Origin of the sequence: Bradyrhizobium sp. AUGA SZCCT0158, from assembly GCF_018130065.1 — a bacterium.
Taxonomy (GTDB): domain Bacteria; phylum Pseudomonadota; class Alphaproteobacteria; order Rhizobiales; family Xanthobacteraceae; genus Bradyrhizobium.
Window position 1 is genome coordinate 85407 of sequence record NZ_JAFCME010000022.1, and the last position, 20749, is coordinate 106155.

The window sequence follows — 20749 nt, forward strand, 5'->3', positions numbered from 1 at the left end:
TACGAGTGGGGGCGCACGCGCCCCCATTTCGTTTTGTCAGATAACTGTAACAATTCTCGGCTACCGCCAAGACTGTACGAGCAAAGGCTGTACGAGTGAGCGCAACCATTGACCACCAGCCGGCAACAACCCACAGATGCCGCCCGCGGCGAGTTGGATAAGGCGCTCGCGCATTGCCGCTCGGCGTTTTTTGCCATCGCCGGATTCAGCGCCATCCTCAACATTCTGGCGCTGACAGGCTCCCTCTTCATGATGGAAGTCTACGACCGGGTGCTGCCCAGCCGGAGCGTGCCGACGCTGCTGGGCCTGCTGGCGCTGGTGCTGATCCTGTACGTCTTTCAGGGGTTTATGGACGCGCTGCGCGGCCGGTTACTGGTTCGGATCGGCCTCCGTCTCGACCAGGAGATGTCGGATCGGGTCTATGCGACGGTGATGCGGTTGCCGATCCAGGCGCCAAAGCGCGGCGAGTCGATCCAGCCGCTGCGCGACCTCGATACCATCCGCGGCTATCTGTCCGGCCCGGGGCCAACGGCCTTCTTCGATCTGCCCTGGGTTCCACTCTATCTCGCAATCTGCTTTGCCTTCCATTTCTGGATTGGGGTCACGGTGCTGGCGGGCGCGCTGGTCCTGGTTTCGCTGACGCTGCTGTCGGAACTGCTTGCGAAGAAGTCGGCGCTGGACGCCAATCGCATCGGCAATCAACGCGCGCGGCTGGCGGAGACCAGCCGTCGCAACGCCGAGGCTCTGACGGCGCTCGGCATGACCGGATGGATTTCGCGCCGCTGGCAGTCGTTGAACCGCAAATTCCTGTCCGGCCAAGTCGATTCGAGTGATCTCGCCGCGGGCCTTGGCGCCATGGGGCGAGCATTCCGGATGATGCTGCAGTCCGGCGTGCTTGCCGTCGGCGCGTATCTGGTGATCAACCAGCAGGCCACCGCGGGTGTCATTATTGCATCGTCTATTTTGTCGGCGCGGGCGCTCGCACCGGTCGATCTTGCGATTTCCCACTGGCGCAGTTTCGTCGGCGCCAGACAGGCGCGCCAGCGCCTGCACAAGCTGCTCATGTTGCTGCCGGAACTGAGAACGCCGACCTCGTTGCCGAAGCCGCAACGCGGTCTCAGCGTCGAGAATATCAGCGCGGCGCCGCCGGACGTCCAGCGTGCGGTCGTGCACGAGGTGACGTTCGCCCTGAAGGCCGGTAACGGGCTCGGCGTGATCGGCCCCAGCGCGTCGGGAAAATCGTCACTGGCCCGGGTTCTGGTTGGACTGTGGGCGCCCGCACGTGGCGCCGTCCGGCTTGACGGCGCGACGCTGGACCAATGGGTGCCCGATGAACTCGGGCGCCACATCGGCTATCTGCCGCAGGACGTCGAATTGATCGAAGGGACCGTTGCCGAGAACATTTCGCGGTTCGATCCCGACGCCTCGTCGGAGGCGATCATCGCGGCGGCGAAAGCTGCTGGCGTGAACGAGCTCGTGCTGTCGTTGCCGCAAGGTTACGACACCGAGATCGGCGAGCAGGGCTCCGCGCTGTCGGCCGGCCAGCAACAGCGCGTCGCGCTGGCGCGTGCTCTTTATGGCGACCCGTTCCTGGTCGTGCTGGACGAGCCGAATTCCAATCTTGACGCCGAAGGCGACGAGGCATTGACGCAGGCGATCCTGGGTGTCCGCGCCCGCGGCGCGATCGTGATCGTGGTCGCGCACCGGCCGAGCGCACTGTCGGGCGTCGATCACGTGCTCGCGATGAGCGGCGGACGACAGCAAGCCTTCGGCCCCAAGGACGAGGTGCTGGCCAAGGTGCTGCGGCGCGATGGGCCTGTCAGCGCGCCCAAAGTTGTGCAAGCCGTCCAGGGATGAGCGATGTCTGACGCTGATTTGATCGACCCTCGTTCGTCCATTCGCGGACACATCGCGGTCGGGCTGGCCGCCATCATGCTCGTCACCGGCGGCATCGGCGGATGGGCTGCAACCACCGAAATTTCGGGCGCCCTGATTGCGCCGGGAAGTGTCGTGGTCGAATCCAACGCACGGAAGGTTCAGCATCCGACCGGCGGCGTCGTTGGGCAAATTGCGGTGACCAATGGCAAAGCCGTGACGGCCGGCGACCTCCTGGTCCGGCTCGACGAAACCATGACGCGGGCAAATCTGCAGATCGTGTCGAAGACGCTGGATGAAATGACGACGCGCCGCGCGCGGTTGCGTGCCGAACGCGACGGCGCAGCGGAAGTGTCATGGCCCTCGGCGTTCAAGGACCGGCGGCAGGAGGAAAGCGTTGTCGAGCTGATGACCGATGAGCAGCGTCTGTTCGAACTGCGCAACACCACGCGGCTTGGTCAAAAGCGACAGCTGCGCGAGCGGATCGCTCAGCTCAACGAGGAAGCGGTCGGCATCACTGCCCAGCAGGCGGCCAAATCGCAGGAACTGGATCTGGTCAACCGTGAGCTGGAGGGGGTGCGGCAACTCTGGAGCAAGCATCTGATCCAGATCAACCGCCTGACGGCGCTCGAGCGCGAAGCGGCGCGGCTTGACGGCGAACGGGCGCAGCTGATCGCGGCGGCGGCGCAGGGACGCGGCAAGGTATCCGAGATCGAACTTCAGATCACCCAGATCGACCGCGAACTGGCCAGCGAAGTCGGCCGTGAAATGCGCGAGATCGACGGCAAGGCGGGTGAATACGCCGAGCGGAAAGTGGCGGCCGAAGACCAGTTGCGGCGGGTCGACATCCGGGCCCCGATTTCAGGCACCGTCCACGAAATGAACGTCCACACGATCGGCGGCGTCGTCAGTGCCGGCGAGCAATTGATGCTGATCGTGCCGGACTCCGAGCGTTTGACGGTCGAGGCGAGGGTGGCGCCGCAGGACATCGATCAGGTGCGGGTCGGGCAGGCTGCCGCGCTGCGTTTTTCCGCCTTCAGCCAGCGCACGACGCCGGAGATCAATGGGGTCGTCAGCCGGGTATCGGCCGACGTGACCACGGAACAGCGCACCGGCGTCACCTACTATACCGCGCGCATTGCCATTGCGCCCGAAGAGCTCGCGCGCCTCGGCGAGGTCAAGCTCGTGCCCGGCATGCCGGTCGAAGCGTTCATCAAGACAGCGGATCGGACGGTTGGCTCCTACTTGACCAAGCCGATGTTCGACCAGGTCGCCCGCGCCTTTCGCGAACGATAGCTCTTCCGGTTGGTGAGCGCGGCGTTGCCGCGCGTTTAAGACCCAGTTCGAGCTTTGAAGCTCTTGCCTGATTTGGGGTCGTAGCGCCCGCCGCCGAGGTGCTCGTGGCCCCAATTCATGATCTGCAGCAGGACGGGCTCCAGGCGCTTTCCTTCGTCGGTCAGCTGATAGGCGTATCGGACCGGGTTTTGCTGGTAGGGGTCGCGTTTCACCAGGCCCCATTCCGCAAGCCGCTTGAGACGTTCGGACAGGATGTTCGAGGGGACGCGTTCAGCGCTGTCCTGCAGCGCCTGAAAGGTCTGCTTGCCGTGCCACATCAGGTCGCGAACGATGAGCAGGGTCCACTTGTCGCCCACGACTTCCAGCGCGCGCGCGATGGAGCATGTCGATCGGAAGTCATGTTTTGCCATGGCGAACGTGTCCGCGTTTCCGGTACCGGACCTGCCCGGAACGGTGTCCCTCGATAATCTAGCAGACCGACTTGCATTTTTAAAGTGTCATGGCTAGTGTAACTTTCGATTTTAAAGCGACTGGCCGCGCCGGGCGGCTGATCGGGGTGGCGACGTCGTGAACAGGATTGTGCTTGCCCATGCCGCCGCGGCGGCAGCCGCCTTGATCGCAGGGGCTGCCGTCGTCGCCACGCGCTCCGTCATTGGAGAGATCGACCCGATCTCGCTGGCTTTTTACCGCTATCTGATCTCGATCGCCTGCTTTGCGCCGTTTCTGCTGGCGATGTGGCCGCGCGGCGGCCTTGCGCTATCCGAATGTGCAAAGATCGCCGGGTTCGGGATTCTCTTCTTCGTGCTTTTTCCCTGGGCCTTCAATGCGTCGCTCCAGTACGTGCCGGCCGCGCGTGGCGCGGTTGGTCTGGCGACGATACCGATCCAGACCCTGATCGTCGCAGCTGCCTTCGGCCGCGAGAAGCTGACCACCGCGAAGGTGGCAGGTGTCGTGCTGGCGTTTTCCGGCATCGCGGTGGCGTTTGGCACCGCTGCATTCGGACGGGGAAATGCCGATTACATGATCGGAGACGCCCTGATGCTGCTGAGCGTCCTCTGCGCCGCCGTCTACTCCGTTTTCAGCCGCGCGACCCTGATGCGCCACGGGCCGATTTTCGTGACGGCATTGGCGATGGCATTCGCCGTCGCTGTCTTGTTGCCGGTTGTCGGTCTCCAGCAAGGCAGTGCGGCTTTGCCGGCGCTCAGCGCAAGAGGATGGCTCGCGGTGGCGTTCCTTGGAACAGTCGCCGGTGTTCTGCAGTTTTCCCTTTTCATGTGGGCGTTGCGCTGGCTGCCGCCGACGACAACCGTTTTGTACCTGACGCTCAATCCAATCACGGCGATGGCGCTGGGCATCGCGATGCTTGGCGAATCGCTGACGGTGGAATTGGTCGCCGGTATGGCACTCGTTCTCGTCGGGATCCTGATTGGCACCGGTGTCTTCTCGGCCAACAGGAATTGGGCCCGGCAGACGTCATCGGGTTCGGCCCGCTAGCTAGAGCGGGCGAAGTGGTCGACAGGTCCGCAACGCAAATTCGACAGGGCGAGAAGGGTGGCGGTCCCCGCAATGGCCCAATATAACCCTTGGTTCTACGCCAAGGAGGTGAGCGGTTGCGCGAGCGTTATCAAGGCAAGTCCCTGAACCGGCTAGAGGATCATCGCTTCCTCACCGGGCGCGGCAGCTATGTCGCCAATGATCATGTGGCTGATGTGCTTTACGCCCATGTGGTCCGCTCGCCGCACGCCTTCGCGCGCATCATCAAGATCAACCTGGATGCTGCCCGTGGGCTTCCCGGCGTGGTCGCAGTCCTCTGTGAAGCCGATCTCGCTGCCGATGGCATCGGCGAGTTGCCCTGCGTCACGGTGATCGACGCGGCTGAGCCGATCATCGCGCCGCCGCGACCCGCGCTGGCCCGTGATTTCGTGCGGCATGTCGGCGATCCCGTGGTGCTCATTGTGGCGGAGACGCTGGAAGCGGCGGTGGCGGGCGGCGAAGTGGTCGACATCGCCTATGAGTCGCAACCTTGCGTCACCGTGGCGACCGCGGCGCTGAAACCGGATGCCCCGCTGTTATGGAAAGAGGCGCCGGGCAATTCCGCCTTCCTGTTCCGGAAGGGCGATGCGGCGGCGGTTGCCGCGGCGATGGCAGAGGCTACGCATATCGTCGAATGCGACCTCTTCAACAACCGCGTCGTGGCAGCTCCCCTGGAGACGCGCGCCGCGATCGGCTTCCATGATCGCAAGACGGATCAGTTTCTGCTGTCGGTGACCGGCCAGGCCGCTCACGACACCCGCAAGGTGCTCGCCGGCGCCGTCTTCAAGATTCCGCTCGAACGGCTTCGCGTGGTGGTCCCTGACGTCGGCGGCGGATTCGGGATGAAGAACTACGTCTATCCCGAATATGCGCTGGTGCTGTGGGCGGCCAGGAAGCTCGGTCGCCCGGTGCGCTGGGTCTGCGAACGATCAGAAGATTTCGTCAGCTCGGCGCATGGCCGCGATTTCTTTTCCCGCGCGCGGCTCGCGCTCGACAAAGATGGCCGGTTTCTCGCGCTCGAAGTCAAAGCGGTCGCCAATATGGGCGCGTATCTGTCGACCAGCGGTCCCATAAGCTCCACCAATGCCGCCGGCAGCGCGATCGGCGGCGTCTATGACATCCCGTCAGTATTTTACGAGGTGCGCGGCGCCTTCACCAACACGCCACCGATCGACGCCTATCGCGGCGCCGGCAAGCCCGAGGCCAATTATCTGATCGAGCGGCTGGTGAATCTCGCATCGGTCAAGACCGGTATCGATGCCGTCAAGTTGCGCCGCCGCAACATCGTCAGCACGTTTCCGCATCGCACCGCGATGGGCATGAAGATCGACGGCGGCCGCTTCAAGGCCAATCTGGACGACGCGATCGCGCTCGCCGATCGCGACGGTTTTCGCAAGCGCCGCAAACAATCTGGCAAAGCCGGCCTGCTGCGCGGCCTCGGGATTGCCTGCTTCCTCGAAACCTCCCGCGGTGTGCCGTTGGAAATGGCGCGGGCCGCGTTCGAGACCGACGGCATGGTGTCGCTGGCGGTCGGAACGCAGTCCAACGGGCAGGGGCATGAGACGGCCTATCCGCAGGTCGCGGCCGACCTGCTCGGATTGCCGATCGATGCATTCCGCTTCCAGCAGGGCGACACGGATTTTCTGCCCGGCGGCAACGGCCATGGCGGCGCGCGTTCGATGCATATGGGCGGCACCGCTTTGGTGATGGCGATTGAAAAGCTGATCGAGAAGGGAAAGCTGATTTCAGCGCATCTGCTGCAGGCGCCCGCCGACCAGGTGGTGTTTGCCGATGGCCGTTTTGTCGTGAAATCCACCGAGCGCGCCATCGAGATCGGCAAGGTAGCCGATGCCGCACGGGATGCCGCCAATCTGCCGGAGGGATTGACGCCGGGGCTCGAAGGAAGCGCGACCAACAGTTCCGATCTCTACAATTTTCCGAACGGTTGCCATGTCGCGGAAGTCGAGATCGATCCCGACACCGGCGTCGTGCGGCTCGATCGCTACACCATCGTCGATGATTTCGGCCGCCTCATCAATCCCCGCGTGGCTCTCAGCCAGGTGCATGGCGGGGTGGCGCAAGGTATCGGACAGTCGCTGCTGGAGCACATCGTGTTCGACCCCGAGGGGCAGCTGCTCAGCGGCTCCTTCATGGACTACACGTTGCCGCGCGCGCAGGATCTGCCGAATTTTGCCGGTGGTCTGAATGAATCGTCGCCGACCAAATCGAATCCGCTGGGCGTCAAGGGAACCGGGCAGGCCGGCAGCATCGCCGCGCCGCAAACCATCATGAACGCCGTGCTTGATGCCTTGTCGCCGCTCGGTATCAATGAACTGGACATGCCGGCGACGCCGTATCTGGTGTGGAGCGCCATTCAGAACGCACGAACATCAAGACGGATTTCGAAATGAGCCAGGCCGCCTATGTCGCCGTCGATTGGGGCACCAGCAGCTTTCGGCTGTGGCTGATGAATCAATCCGGCGACGTGCTGTCGGAACGACGCAGCGATGAAGGCATGATGGCGGCCGCCAAGATCGGCTTTGCCGCCGTGTTGCAATCGCATCTCGATGCCGTCGGCGCCGCCGATCACCTGCCTGTCATCATCTGCGGCATGGCGGGTGCCCGGCAGGGCTGGGTTGAAGCGGGATATATCGACACGCCGGCAAGCCTCACATCCATCTTGCAGCGTGCCGTCCCGGCTCCCGGAGGGGCGCGTGATATCCGCATCCTTCCAGGCATCGCGCAGCGCGACCCCAAAGCGCCGGACGTGATGCGCGGCGAAGAAACCCAACTTCTCGGGGCTCTCGGCGCATCCGGTGAAGCGCTGGTCTGCATGCCCGGCACCCATTCGAAATGGGCGAGCGTCCGTGGTGGGACCGTCGAACGCTTCACCACGTTCATGACCGGCGAACTCTTCAGCGCCGTATCGCAAGGGACGATCCTGTCGCTGGCCGTGGCGAACGCGGACGAAGCGGTGGATAGCCAGGCATTCAAGTCGGCTGTCATTGCTGCCTTTGAGACGCCCGCGTTCGCAGCCAATTTGCTGTTCCAGGTGCGTTCGGGTCAGCTTTTATTCGGCGGCAGTCCTGCCTCGGCCCGCGAGAAGATATCGGGAACCCTGATCGGTCTCGAACTGGCGGCGGGAATGGTTGGCGATCGGTCGAGGCGCGACATCACCCTGGTTGCGTCAGGCAGGCTTGAGGCGCTGTATCGATTGGCGTTTGACAGCCTTTCCGTTGCGGTCCAATCCATCGATTCAGATGATGCGGTCCGACGCGGTCTTGCCTTGGCTGCCAAGTCCATCTGGACCTTGTAGGAAGGATCAAACGCGTGGCACCTGTTCCATTTCCGCCGATGAAGCGTCCGCTGGTCGCGATCCTGCGCGGCGTGAAACCCGAAGAGGCCGAGGGCATTGTCGACGTGCTGATCGAACACGGCATGACGGCGATCGAGATTCCGCTCAACTCCCCGGATCCGTTCCGCTCTATCGAGCTCGCCGTGAAGAAAGCCACTGCCGATATCCTGATCGGTGCGGGTACCGTGCTGACGCCAGAGGATGTCGAGCGGCTCCATGACGTCGGCGGGCGGCTGATGGTTTCCCCGAACGTCGATCCGGAAGTCATTGCCAGCGCCCGGGACCGCGGCATGGTCACGATGCCCGGTGTGTTTACGGCGACGGAGGCGCTGCTGGCGGCGAAGGCTGGGGCTTCTGCGCTGAAATTCTTTCCGGCCGGCACCCTTGGGGCCTCGGGGATAACAGCGATCCGCGCCGTTCTTCCCGCAGGCCTGATGATCGCCGCCGTGGGCGGAATCTCCGACAAGAATTTTGCGGAATACACCAAGGCCGGCATTCATGCCTTCGGTCTCGGCACCAGCCTTTACAAGCCGGGAATGACCGCGGCCGAAGTCGCCGAACGCGCCAGGGCAACGATCCGTGCCTATGATGCGGCGATGCAGGAATCGAAGTAGGTCGGCGGACGCCTCCGTCCGCCGCATCGCCGTCAGCCGGCGACCTCGCTGGTGCGCGCCGGCACCGCCGGCGTTTCGGCCTGCTTCGGCTGGATCGACGGCGCGTCCGCAACCATCGCGGGGCTGATCGCCGGCCTTGCCGCAAACAGCGCCATACGGCTCATCTGGCGGCCGGCGACAACGATCATCAACGCGCAGACGACATAGAGACCGACGCCGAGCGCGTAGGTGTTGGCGATGCCGAACTCGATCGACAGCGCCATGCCCAGCACCGACGCCAGCATCGACATGATGCCGTTGGCGCTCCAGAAGTACGGATGCAGCTCGCTTTGGCGGCGCCAGATGCTCAGCCCCAGCGGGAACATCATGCCCATGCAGAACGCGGGCGGCGCCAGCAGCAGTATCGACAGCACGATGCGCATGCTTGTAGTTTCCGAGCGTGCCCAGGTCGTCAATGCGGGCGTCAGCAGTCCGGCAATCGCGAGCGTCGCGAGCAGTGCGACCAGCCGGGTGATGACTTCGCGGGTTCGGGGCGAACGCGCGCCGACCGTGGTGCTGCCTAGTCCGCCGAACAGCAGGATGGTGAACAGCACGACGCTGAGCCCATAGACCGGATGGCCCAGAAACACCATTAGCCGCTGCATCTGTGAGATTTCGATCAGCATGAAGCCGATGCCGATTCCGCAGAAAAAGGTCACCGACGGCGTCAGCGTCGCCAGCGGCGTCGTGCGCGCGAGGCGAATGAACGGCCCGACGACGTAGAACAGACAGGCCACCAGCGCCACCGCGATCAGCGCCAGCGTCATGGTGATCGCGGTGTTGTTGTGGGTGCGCGCCGACATCGGGGCTGCGACGAAATCGCCGAAGCGCGCGGTGTAGAAGAAGAACGGATTGTCGTCGGTGGACGGCGTGACGTTTTCCGGCAGCGAGGCGAAGTAGGCGGCATCGGCGGTTCCGGAAATCAGTTTTGTCGTCACGGCGTCGAAGGCGACATCCGGCCCCATCAGGATCCTGAAACCCTGGGCCTCCAGTCGCGTGCGCGCGGCCTGCCATTCGGCCGAGGTGAAGGCATCGGGCCGTGTAATTACGTTGACGATGTTGCCGACGTTGAGCGCGATCAGGTGATCCTTCAGTCCGGCGGCGGGCACGCCGCTGCGTTGCAGGGCTTCGGCCGCGATCGACACCAGGCGATAGAATTCGCCGCGGTGGGTGCCCGGATCGTACCAGCGCGAGACCGACAGCATGCCGCGCGGCTTCAGGGCGCGGTAGAAATCGCCCCATGCTTCGACGGTATAGAGCCGGTTCTCGGTGAGTGTCAGTCCGCCCGCGGCGGTCGCCGCCCAGGTGTCGATCAGCGAGATCTGCACCAGATCGTAGCGGTCGGAGGAATGGTTGATGTAGCTGCGGGCCTCGGCATTGATCAGGGATACGCCGGGCTGTTTGTCGAGATGGCCGGAGAAATCCGCGAATTTGTCGGTGAGAACCTCGAAGATCGCCGGATTGATCTCGATGCCGCTGATTTTCCTGGCTCCGAACAGCAGCGCGGAAAGAACGTCGCGGCCGCCGCCGACGCCGACGACCGCGACATCGGCCGTCGGCTGCACAAGATAAGCGCCGTTGATGACGTCGTCCTTCAGATAGCCGAGCTTGCCAAGGTCGCCGTCGAAGCGGGTGATGACGGTGGCGGCATCGGCGTCGATGTCGAGATATTTCTGATCGATCTTGGTCGTCGGCGCGCGCGAAAAGCCCCAGCCGAACGGCACGGATTCGCCCATCGCCGTCACGCGGACGCGTGAATAGGTGTTCCAGCGCTCGAACAACGTTCCGGTTTGTTGCGTGCCCTTGGCCCAGAACACGCCGAGATGGCTCTTGCCGGAAACATCCAGCGCCGCATGCACCATCGCGGCGGCTCCCAGCGACAGCGCGACGGCGCCGCTGAGACGCAGCGTGCGGGCATCGCCGCTGCCGCGCACCACCATCCAGCCGGCACCTGCGGCCATCGCGCCGATGCCCAGCGTGGCGCTGACGGGATCGATCACCAGCAGCACGAAGATGATGCCGAGACAGCCGACGGCGGCACCGGCGAGGTCAGCCGCGTAGAGCCAGCCGCCGCTATATGGCATGCGCGTCAGCAGCAGCGTGATGCAGACGCCGCTTGCGGAGAGCGGGATCACGAAGGCGATCGTCGTGGTTAGCAGCGCCAGCCACAGATACTCAACAGGTACCAGCACCGGTGCGCACAAAAAGCAGATCATGGCGCCGACGCCGGTGACGGCAAACCAGGAGGCGTGGCGCGCGAATTCCGGTCCGACGCGTTCGGGCGCATAGCGGGTGGGGTTGTTGTAAACCTCCATCGCGCCGCGGGTCAGCCCGAGCATTGCCAGCGAAATCGCCGCAAACGCGAAATGGTAATACAGCATCACGCTGAAGAACCGCGTGATCAGGATCTGGTAGGACAGCGTGACCGATGCCAATACGAAAATCGCAAAATAGTGGCGGCCAGTAATTTTTGGGAAGGGCTGCAAAACAGGGCTCCTCAATGACGCCAACCAATGCGCGCTGCTGCCCCTTTGCCTATGCTAGATTCCGTAATGTTCGCTTAAATAAATCGCATGATTTGAAGCGCCGGGCGCAACGGACGCGATGGCTTGCGCGCAAGCACGGCCCATATCGCTCCCGGCGCAATGGTTAACGCAGGCCTAATGGCAACTTGCGACGAAGTGGACGCTCTTCACGTCACCGGTCCCGGCGTGAACAGCGTGAGATCGTTGTGAATGCCCCAGCGGTCGGACCACACTTTGGTGCGGCCGCTCGCGACATCGAGGATCAGGCGAAACAGATCCCAGCCGGTTTCCTCGATCGTCGCCTCGCCGGTGGCGATGCGGCCGGCGTCGAAGTCGATCAGGTCCTTCCAGCGCCGCGCCAGTTCGGTGCGCGTCGATACCTTGATGACGGGGGCAGCGGCGAGCCCATAGGGCGTGCCGCGGCCGGTGGTGAACACCTGCAATGTCATTCCCGACGCAAGCTGCAGCGTGCCGCAGATGAAGTCGCTGGCGGGCGTGGCCGCAAAGATCATGCCTTTTGTGCGCACCCGCTCGCCCGGCGACAGCACGTCGACGATCGGGCTGGTGCCTGATTTGACGATCGAGCCCAGTGACTTCTCCACGATGTTGGCGAGCCCGCCCTTCTTGTTGCCGGGCGTGGTGTTGGCGCTGCGGTCGGCGTCGCCCTTGGCGAGATAGCCGTCATACCAGTCCATTTCACGGATCAGCGCGCGGCCGACATCCTCATTGGCGGCGCGCCGCGTCAACAGATGAATGGCGTCGCGCACTTCGGTGACTTCGGAAAACATCACGGCTGCGCCTGCGCGCACCAGCAGATCGGCGGCGAAGCCGAGTGCGGGATTGGCGGTCACGCCGGAAAACGCATCGGAGCCGCCGCATTGCAGGCCGATCACGAGGTCGGAGGCGGGGCAGGTTTCGCGGCGGCGCGCATTGAGCACGGCAAGCCGCGCGTCCGCCATTTCCAAGACGGCGTCGACGATGGCGCCAAACCCGTCGAACGCCTCGTCCTGCATCCGCACCACGCTGCTGTCTGTCCCTTCCGGAAGCAGCCGCTCGGGCACCAGCTTCTCACAGCCGAGGCCGACGACCATGACTTCGCCGCCGAAATTCGGGTTCAAGGCGAGGTTCTGCAGCGTCCGTATCGGCACGATCGCCAGCGGCGCATTGATTGCGACGCCGCAGCCGTAATTATGCGTCAGCCCGACGACGTCATCGACATTGGGATATTTCGGCAGCAGTTCGGCCTTGATGCGCTTGATCGCAAATTGCAGCGTGCCGGCGACGCATTGCACGCTGGTCGAGATCGCCAGGACGTTCTTGGTGCCAACCGAACCATCGGGATTGCGAAACCCTTCGAACGTGTAGCCTTCAAGCGGCGCCTGCGGGGCGGAGACGGCGGTCGCGAGTTCGAGCTTGTCGAGCTCCGGCGGCGTCGGCATGTCGATGCGCGCCTCGTCGACCCATTCGCCGGCCAGGATCGGCCGGGCCGCGGTGCCGATCACCTCGTTGTAGCGGCGGATCGGCTCGCCCTCGGGAATGTCCGACAGCGCCACCTTGTGGCCCTGCGGCACGAAGGTGCGCAGCTCGAGACCGCAGGCAAAGCGGCTCTTCGCCGGCAGCCCGAGATCGTTGACCACGATCGCAACGTTGTCGTTGGGGTCGAGCCGGATGTAGCGCGGTTCAAAGGCCTGCGCCGTCGCAGTTCCCGTCACAAAAGTCTCCTTAAGCATGCTGCTGCCGCATCCCGCGCCAGTCAGGACAAGTATAGGCCGCTTTGGCGAATATATGAAACTCACGCACCTGACGCATGGCGATGATCAGCTGCCGCACGCATTCAGCCATTGTGGCGGGGCGGGCCAGTGCGCTAGCCTCGGTGCCAAGAAAATGTACCAAGAAACGCCAAAGAGAAAACCAAGGGGCGAGCATGGGCAAGAAGGTAGCGATCGTCGGAGCCGGCGCCGTCGGCGGCTATGCAGGCGCACACATGGTGCAGGCGGGCGAGGACGTGACGTTCATCGATCCCTGGCCCGAGCATGTCGAGCATATGCGCAAACACGGCCTGCGCGTCACCCACGCCATGGATGTTCCGGAATTTTCGGTTCCTGTACGCGCGCTGCACGTCACGGACGCGCAGCAGCTTGCGAAGGAGGCGCCGGTCGACATCGCCTTCGTTTGCATGAAATCCTACGACACCGCCTGGGCCACCATGCTGATCCGGCAATATCTGGCGCCGGATGGCTATGTGGTGTCGCTGCAGAACTGCATGAATGAAGAAACCATTGCCGGCATCGTCGGCTGGGGCAAGACGCTGGGCTGCATCGCCAGCAGTATCACGGTCAATCTGCCGGAGCCCGGCCACATTCACCGCGGCGCCGGCAAGCACGGGGCCGCACATACGGTGTTTCGCGCCGGCGAAGTGCACGGCCGCATCACGCCACGGGCGGAGGAAATCTGCCGCCTGGTCGGTTACACCGACAGCGCCAAGGTCACCAGCAATCTGTGGGGCGAGCGCTGGTCCAAGCTGGTCGCCAACGTCATGGGCAACGGGCTCTCCGCCTGCACCGGCATGACCGGCGGCCAGATGCTGGAGAGCGAGCCGATCCGCCGCTTCTCCACCCGGCTCGGCAGCGAGGCCATTCGCGTCGGCCAGGCGCATGGCTATCAGCTCGAAGAGATCCTGCATCTGGCGCCGGAGACCATCGCGCGGGCCGGCGAGGGCGACGAGGCGGCGATGCGCGCCTGCGACGAGCAGCGCTTCGCGGACGGCAAGCGCACGGCATCAGGGCAACGTCCCTCGATGGGCCAGGACATGCAGAAGGGCCGGCGCACCGAGATCGAATTCATCAACGGATTTGTGGTTGATGAGGGCGAGAAGATCGGCATCGCTTGCCGCGCCAATGCCGCGCTGACCGACATCGTCATGCGCGTCGAACGGGGCGAGCTGAAGCCGGATCCGCGGCATATCACCGAGCTGCGATTGAATTGAGGCCCACGCGATTGCGATCACCGCCACCACCCATCAAGGGGCTATGATTTTCCCTGAGTTGTCGTAACCTGCGTATATCGCCTGAGATATCGGGAGGTGTGCCATGCGTCTCTTTCTTTGTGGGTTTATTTTGATGGCTTCGATTGCAACGGCGACTGCGGATGCAAAGACAGATGCGCTTCAGATCATCGATAGATGGGCCAAGGCATTCACGGCGTCGGACGTTGACGCAATCGTAAAGCTCTACGCGCCGGACGCGTTGTTCATGGGGACCGGAAGCAAGGCCGTCGTGACCAAGCCCGAGGGTATCAGAACCTATTTTGAAGCCGCGCTTCTCAACAACCGGCCGAGAGGGGCCACCCTCAACAGCTATGAATCGATGGTGCTCTCTGACAACGCGGTGCTGGTTACCGGTCTCGATACGACGACTCGTGTCAAAGACGGAACCCCGATCAGCGCATCGGGACGGGTCACTTTCGTCGTGGCAAAGCGCGGCGCCGATTGGCAGATCGTGCATTTCCATCGGTCGGCCATGCCGCAATAAGCGGCTCACGTATTGGTGCGGCGCTGGACCTCTGCTGCGCGAGCCTTTAAGTAATTCCGATGGACATTGCATCGGATGCGCCGCAGTCGCGCTATTTTCAGTCGCAGGGGCTCAAGCTTCATTTCACGGATTGGGGTAACGCATCGGCGCCGCCATTGCTGCTGGTGCATGGTGGCCTCGATCACTCCCGCAGCTGGGATTATCTGGCGCGGGCGCTGGCTGCGGATTTTCACGTCGTGGCGCCCGATTTGCGCGGCCATGGCGATTCCGGCTGGGCGTTCGGCTCCAGCTACAGCCTTGCCGACCACGTCTACGATCTCACTGGCCTGGTGAAAGCGGAAGGTTTTGGCAAAGTCGCCATCGTCGGCCATTCGATGGGCGGCATGGTCAGCCTGACCTATGCCGGCGCGTTTCCGGAGCGCGTGTCAAAGCTGGTCGTGCTCGACGGCGTGACCAATTTTCCGGCGCGGCGCCCAAAGCCTGCCGACGTCAGGATCACGGATTGGGCCGGCGATCTCGACAAGCTGGCGCAGCGAAAGATCCACCGCTATCCGACCGTGGCCGACGGCGCCGATCGGATCGTCGGCCGCAACCCGCGGCTGACGCGCGAGCAGGCGCTGCATCTGGCCACCCACGGCATGAAGCGCAACGACGACGGCAGCTTCAGCTGGAAATACGATCCCTATTTGCGCGCGCGTGCGCCCTACCGGCTGTCGCTCGAAGATAATATCGGGCTGTGGTCGCGCATCGCGTGCCCGACGCTGCTGGTCGCGGCCAGCGAAAGCTTTCTGCCCGATCCCGAGAAGGCCGGCGTGATGTCGCATTTCAGGCACGCCGAACTCGCCAAGATCGCCGGCGCCGGCCACTGGCTGCAGCACGACAGACCGGATGAGGTTCTGGGGTTGATCCAGCGGTTTCTTACGCAATCTTGAGGGCTGGCGTAGCACGGCCCGGCGGTTCATCGATTTCCTCCACACCGGCAGCCATCCGGCACATCATCATCGCTTCGCGCAAGGTCGCCGCGGCGATGTCGGCTTTGGCCGCCTCCCGCAGTTCTTCCAACGTTTCCTTGTCGAGGTTCTCGGCCCAGCAACCGAGCATGACGATCGTGGCCTTTGGCAATTGGCGACGCAGCCGCCGAACCGAGTAGCGCATGTGTGCGGGACTGCCGGCGTCGAGGTAGGACAGGCAGACGATCGCGACGCCGGTGAAATCCAGCTGCACGATCTTGCTTGATGAAAGCGCGTCCGCAGGCTCGACCCGTGCGCCGAGGCCGTGCGCGTTGGAAAGCTGTGCAAATAGCACCGCTGCGGCTTCGTCGAGCGGGGTGCGTCCGGCCAGGCAGAACACCGGCGCCTCTCCCTGCCAGTGAAGCGGAAGATCGGCTTTTTGCACGACCGGCAAATTGCTGGAAATCGCTGCATCCGGGACGGTTTCGACCGCGGCCGCCGCCTCGGCGTCCATGGTCGGCGAGGTCCCCTCGGGGATCGAATCGTCCTGGGTGGAAAGGTCACTGGCAAACTCGGTAACGGCGTCGCGAATCTTGGTCATGCGCGCCTGGTCCAGGGCATCGCGCTTTGCATCTGCCTGCGCCAGTTGCAGGCCTCGTAGGGCGACCTCGTCGAAGTACGAAGACAGCGATTTCTCCTTCAGGAATTCTTCGGCCTTTCCTGCCGCCTCGATCGGATCGCCGGCAAGCATTCGCTGGTAGAACATTTCCGGCGGTGACAATGCAGGCCGGTCGCCAAAAATCACGTCGAGAAATTCAAGCCGCTCGACATGACGTCCGAGGACGACGAGGCAAACCGTCAAAGGCGTTGCAAGGACGAGCCCGATGGGTCCCCACAATGCGGTCCAGAACGTCGCTGAAGCGACGATAGCGACGGGAGAAAGGCCGGTGCTCTGGCCGTAGGCGAGAGGCTCCACCACCTGGCTGATGATCGGTCCAACGCCCAGAAAAAGCACGATCGTCCATGCCAGCATCGACCAGCCGGGATCGACGGCGGCCGCCAACGCCAGCGGAAAAGCCGCGGAGATGGCTGTGCCGATGTAGGGGACGAACCGCAGCACGGCCGCCAGAATGCCCCAGAGGATCGCGCTGGGAATACCTATGAACGATAGTCCCGCCCCGATGAGCACGCCGAAAGTGGCGTTGATCATCAACTGAGCCAAAAACAGCCGGCTAAGGCGCTTCGCCGCATCGTCCAGCGCCGCTGTCGTGCGTTGCAAATCATGCGAGCCCGCCAATCGAATCAGGCGGTTTCGCAGATCCTCGCGCTGGATCAGGATGAAGATGACGAAAATGATGATGATGCCGGTGGTCGCCAGCGGATTGAGCAATGGTGCGATCAAGGTTCGCAGATTCTCCAGAGCTCCCGGGTCGGGCTGACGCACTTCAACGGGAATAGGCAGGGTCGTTCCGGCAGCGTTCGGCGCGCCGAGACGTGGGATTGCTCCCCGAGCCGACTTGTCCTCCTTGGGCCTGTCGAGCTCCCGGCTCAACTCCTGGAGCATATCCGCCGCACGTTCGAGGGTGCCGCTGCTCGCCGTGGCGCCGCGCACCGACTTGATCTTTTCACGCATCGTAGATTGATAAACCGGCAAGTCTCCGGCTAGTTGGGTCAATTGATTGGCGATCAGGGTGCCAAGGCCGAAGATCACCGAGAATGCCAGAAAGACGATGCCCACGACCGCCAGGCTGCGGGGAACGCGGGCGCGCTGCAGCAGTCCGACCGGCGGTCCGAGCACAAAGCTGAGAAGAATAGCGAGCGCGATGGGTACGAATATTTCTCGGCCGAAATACAGCGCCGCAATGAACAATGCGGCGAGGATCGAGCAGGCGACGGCACTCAGCAAAGCCAGCAACTCGTCCATCGTGCGTCCGGTGCTGACTTTTCGGGTGATCAAACTCATTGAAGCTTTCTGAGACGGTGCGGCAGTAGAAGCCCGCCGGCACAAAAAATGGTCTGAATATCCAGTCGTGAACCAAGGCGCGACCGGCGCATAGGTTGCACCGGTTAGGGCGGTGTATTCACCGCAGACCACGGAACCATTTTGCGAACTGCGAACCAGCCTTCGTCAAAGGATTTTGGCGAGCAGGTTGCCAGCCGGTGCGGTCCGCGACATCGAACTAATCCGGCTACAACGGGTTATTCCTGCATGCAAAAAGGCAAACCACGCTGCGCCGGCCCAATGAACATGCAGCCCGTCGATCACAGTTCGACGAGGCCGGCACCGTTGCTTCCTGCAATGCCCGGCTCGGACGAAGCGGATCATTTGAGAGCATCAGTGCCGAAAACCAAACCGACCAGAGCCGATGCCGTCCGCGCCGCGAAGGCAAAGATCATGCGGCGCAATTCACTGCGAAAGCAGCGGCTGGCGCAAAAGGCATGACACCGGAAAAACCTCAGTTCCTGAAATCGTTTTCACGATCCAACTGTTGAAGGTATGACAGCCCATGCACGGTCAAGCGGTGCTCGTTCGTTTCACCGTCAAGGTATAATTTCATCAGATGCCTTGAAAGACGCTCGCGGGCGCCCTTCGTCTCGGAACGGTCCGCAAGGGCGCCGTATATGCTCAGCGCGCGATCCACGGGTAGCGTTTGCATTGGGCCATCTCATCGGTTGAGTTCGATCTGAGGGGGTAAAGCCCGCTCCTCCGTATCGTTCCGGAATTATGCTGATGCAATCGTAAGCGTCAGGTTCGGAAAAACACGAAATAGACAATTGCCAGAGTGACAACGGCAATACCCAGGCTAATGATGAGCAAAAACAGTATCGACGGTCCAGGCTCGGCCTGGCGAGCTTCCGTTGGCGTTTCGATAATGACGCCGTGTTTTTTGATGGCCATACGGTTCCTTCGCTGGGACTATCTGCCAAAGCCCCGGATCGAGGTCGGGTTGGTCGAACACCGGTGTTGGCTATCCCTTGCTGGAGACCAAGCCGCCTGGGTCACGATGGTTCCGGCCAATAAGCGACCCGTTGGCTCACCCACCCTACGGACCCACGCCGCCTAATACCCCGCCACCTGATGCGGCCTGAACAGCCGGCCCTTTTCCACCACCAGCACGACGCCGAGCGATGCCAGCGTGCACAGGAAGAAGCCGGTCGCGAACGGCAGCAGCGTGCCGTCATAATCCTGGCCGATCGTGGTGCCGATGCCGATGCCGAGCAGGGTGGTGATCGATCCGTACAGCGACGAGGCGGTACCGGCGATGTGGCCCTGGGGCTCCATCGCCAGCGCGGTGAAGTTGGCGATCATCAGCCCGAATGCGAACATCATCGACGCCGACAGCACCATGAACAGCGGCAAGGGCAGCATCTGCCATTTCACCGCCGCCAGCATGATACCCGATATGGCGACGTAGCCGAGCAATGCGCCGTGTGAAATCACGCGCATGCCGAGGCGGTTGACGAAGCGGGAGTTGACGAAGCCGGCGATCGCCGTGCCGATCGCGATGCCTGCGAAGGCAATCGGGAAATAATGCCCGAGCTGGTAGATCTCGGTGAACACCTGCTGCGAGGTGAACACGAAAGCGAACAGCGAACCGAGCACGCCGCCGGAGACGAGCGCGTAACCCAGCGTCTGGCGGTTGGTGACGGTCTGGCGGAAGGCGTCGAATATTTCGCGGACGGCGAGCGAGCGGCGCAGCTGAGGCGGCAGCGTCTCCGGCATGCGCCAGGCGCTCCAGACCAGCGTCACCACGCCATAGGCCATCAGCACGATGAAGATGCCGCGCCATTGCGTCAGCAGCAGCACCGCCTGGCCGAACGACGGCGCGATCACGGGCACCGCGATGAACACCATCATCGCCAGCGACATCACGCTCGCCATGCGGCGGCCGGCATAGCAGTCGCGCACGATCGAGGTGGCGATGACGCGGGTCGCGGAGGTGCCGAGCCCTTGCAGCGCGCGCGCCAGCAGCAGGGTCTCGAACGAGGGGGCGGCGATCGCCAGCAGGCTGGCGATGAAATAGACGGTCATGCCGCCCAGCAGCACCGGCCGGCGGCCGAAGCGATCGGACAGCGGTCCCATCACGAACTGGCCGACGCCGAACCCGACGATGAAGATCGACAGCACCATCTGCGGACGGTTGGCGTCGGCGAGGTGGAATGCGGAGCGGATGTTCGGCAGCGCCGGCAGCATCATGTCCATCGCCAGCGGGTTCAGCGCCATGATGGAGGCGATGATGACGACGAATTCGGGGAAGCCCATCGGGCGGTGGCCTGAGGAAACCCAGGCATTGGCATTGATTTCAGACACTTACGACCTCATCCCAGACCGGGATTCTACCGGTAATGCTGCGTTGCACAACTCCTATTCCGGGATGGCAGCCCGTCCGGGAGAGATGAGGTTGCGGGGTAGGGTTGGGGTCGTCGTTCCCCTGAACTGGGCCGACTCGTCATTCCGGGGGCGCGCGAAGCGCGAGCCCGGAATCCATCAGGCCGCATGCGCTGTCGCTTAATGGATTCCCTCGCTGCGCGAGCCCCGGAATGACGACAGGGCGGATTGCTGCCGCCTGCGACAAACTGGCCCGACGGGCAAATCACTTCCGATTTACGGAAATCATGTCAAGCCCCGAAACAAAAAATATTTCGCTTTTCAAGAAGGTCGATTCAGGTGCATGTTTCTCGCCGTCCCGCCCGGCAAGAGGGGCGTGCGCACGTCACGAACGCGCGGCGGGATGCGGTGGACGCTGGTTCACGCCTGACGATGGCGTGGACTCAAGCGTACGGCAAAAACGTGTGGTCCTGGCGCCCGTTGCCGGCGTCAAGCTGTCGGAGAAGCGCGAGCGGAAACGACAGCGACGGAGTCAATCAAGAACTCGTCTCCGGGGAGAGCACGGCATAAGCCGTAAAGCCATTGCGCAGGGAAGGCCGGGTGTTCTCCGCTGCCCTGTATGCTCGTGTGCAGCCTACTTTGCACTATTCGCACACGAGACCGCGGGTGCAGCGCGCACCCGGTCTTCCCTGCGCCCTCTCA

15 protein-coding genes are annotated in these 20749 nt (G+C 63.2%); 9 read left to right on the forward strand and 6 right to left on the reverse strand.

What is annotated here, in order from left to right; genetic code table 11:
* Window positions 1-108 precede the first annotated feature (108 nt).
* Entirely contained in the window at window positions 109-1857 is a 1749-nt protein-coding gene (locus JQ574_RS26805) for a type I secretion system permease/ATPase (RefSeq protein WP_212210916.1), read from the forward strand.
* A gap of 3 nt (window positions 1858-1860) precedes the next feature.
* On the forward strand, window positions 1861-3171 hold the full coding sequence (locus tag JQ574_RS26810) for an HlyD family type I secretion periplasmic adaptor subunit (RefSeq protein ID WP_212210914.1): 1311 nt from the start codon (window positions 1861-1863) through the stop codon (window positions 3169-3171).
* 35 nt (window positions 3172-3206) lie between these two features.
* On the opposite strand, the gene JQ574_RS26815 is transcribed toward JQ574_RS26810, so the two are convergent.
* A complete protein-coding gene (locus tag JQ574_RS26815) occupies window positions 3207-3581 on the reverse strand; it encodes a helix-turn-helix domain-containing protein (RefSeq protein ID WP_212210912.1) in 375 nt (124 codons plus the stop codon).
* A gap of 157 nt (window positions 3582-3738) precedes the next feature.
* Here JQ574_RS26815 and JQ574_RS35750 point away from each other — a divergent pair, with 157 nt between their 5' ends.
* The 4 genes from JQ574_RS35750 (at window position 3739) to JQ574_RS26835 (ending at window position 8673) form a co-directional block, all read left to right on the forward strand.
* Window positions 3739-4665, forward strand: coding sequence for a DMT family transporter (locus JQ574_RS35750; protein WP_212384079.1), 927 nt, complete (start codon window positions 3739-3741; stop codon window positions 4663-4665).
* A 116-nt stretch (window positions 4666-4781) separates the two neighbouring features.
* The gene (locus tag JQ574_RS26825; RefSeq protein WP_212210909.1) at window positions 4782-7115 is read left to right on the forward strand and encodes a xanthine dehydrogenase family protein molybdopterin-binding subunit; all 2334 of its coding nucleotides are present in this window, start codon (window positions 4782-4784) and stop codon (window positions 7113-7115) included.
* A complete protein-coding gene (locus JQ574_RS26830) occupies window positions 7112-8020 on the forward strand; it encodes a 2-dehydro-3-deoxygalactonokinase (protein WP_212210908.1) in 909 nt (302 codons plus the stop codon). The genes JQ574_RS26825 and JQ574_RS26830 overlap by 4 nt, the downstream gene beginning before the upstream one ends.
* A 38-nt stretch (window positions 8021-8058) precedes the next feature.
* A complete protein-coding gene (locus JQ574_RS26835) occupies window positions 8059-8673 on the forward strand; it encodes a 2-dehydro-3-deoxy-6-phosphogalactonate aldolase (RefSeq protein WP_249119618.1) in 615 nt (204 codons plus the stop codon).
* 32 nt (window positions 8674-8705) lie between these two features.
* On the opposite strand, the gene JQ574_RS26840 is transcribed toward JQ574_RS26835, so the two are convergent.
* Both JQ574_RS26840 and garD read right to left on the reverse strand, forming a co-directional pair.
* A complete protein-coding gene (locus tag JQ574_RS26840; protein ID WP_249119610.1) occupies window positions 8706-11147 on the reverse strand; it encodes a hypothetical protein in 2442 nt (813 codons plus the stop codon).
* Window positions 11148-11404: 257 nt separating this feature from the next.
* Complete coding sequence (gene garD, locus JQ574_RS26845) at window positions 11405-12967, reverse strand: galactarate dehydratase (RefSeq protein ID WP_212210906.1); 1563 nt, start codon at window positions 12965-12967, stop codon at window positions 11405-11407.
* A 194-nt stretch (window positions 12968-13161) separates the two neighbouring features.
* Between garD and JQ574_RS26850 the strand changes: the two genes are divergently transcribed.
* The 3 genes from JQ574_RS26850 (at window position 13162) to JQ574_RS26860 (ending at window position 15699) form a co-directional block, all read left to right on the forward strand.
* Complete coding sequence (locus JQ574_RS26850) at window positions 13162-14223, forward strand: ketopantoate reductase family protein (RefSeq protein WP_212210905.1); 1062 nt, start codon at window positions 13162-13164, stop codon at window positions 14221-14223.
* A gap of 103 nt (window positions 14224-14326) precedes the next feature.
* Window positions 14327-14767, forward strand: coding sequence for an SgcJ/EcaC family oxidoreductase (locus JQ574_RS26855; RefSeq protein WP_212210904.1), 441 nt, complete (start codon window positions 14327-14329; stop codon window positions 14765-14767).
* A gap of 59 nt (window positions 14768-14826) precedes the next feature.
* The gene (locus JQ574_RS26860; RefSeq protein ID WP_212210903.1) at window positions 14827-15699 is read left to right on the forward strand and encodes an alpha/beta fold hydrolase; all 873 of its coding nucleotides are present in this window, start codon (window positions 14827-14829) and stop codon (window positions 15697-15699) included.
* Here JQ574_RS26860 and JQ574_RS26865 read toward each other — a convergent pair.
* The 3 genes from JQ574_RS26865 to JQ574_RS26875 all read right to left on the reverse strand — a co-directional run bounded on the left by JQ574_RS26865 (window position 15686) and on the right by JQ574_RS26875 (window position 20029).
* On the reverse strand, window positions 15686-17680 hold the full coding sequence (locus JQ574_RS26865; protein ID WP_212384080.1) for an AI-2E family transporter: 1995 nt from the start codon (window positions 17678-17680) through the stop codon (window positions 15686-15688). The genes JQ574_RS26860 and JQ574_RS26865 overlap by 14 nt on opposite strands.
* Before the next feature lie 783 nt (window positions 17681-18463).
* Window positions 18464-18616, reverse strand: a complete 153-nt coding sequence (locus JQ574_RS26870; RefSeq protein ID WP_212210899.1) for a hypothetical protein — start codon at window positions 18614-18616, stop codon at window positions 18464-18466.
* Window positions 18617-18778: 162 nt separating this feature from the next.
* Window positions 18779-20029 carry a multidrug effflux MFS transporter gene (locus JQ574_RS26875; RefSeq protein WP_312014696.1) on the reverse strand — a complete coding sequence of 417 codons (1251 nt, stop codon included), beginning with the start codon at window positions 20027-20029 and terminating at the stop codon, window positions 18779-18781.
* Between the last annotated feature and the right edge of the window lie 720 nt (window positions 20030-20749).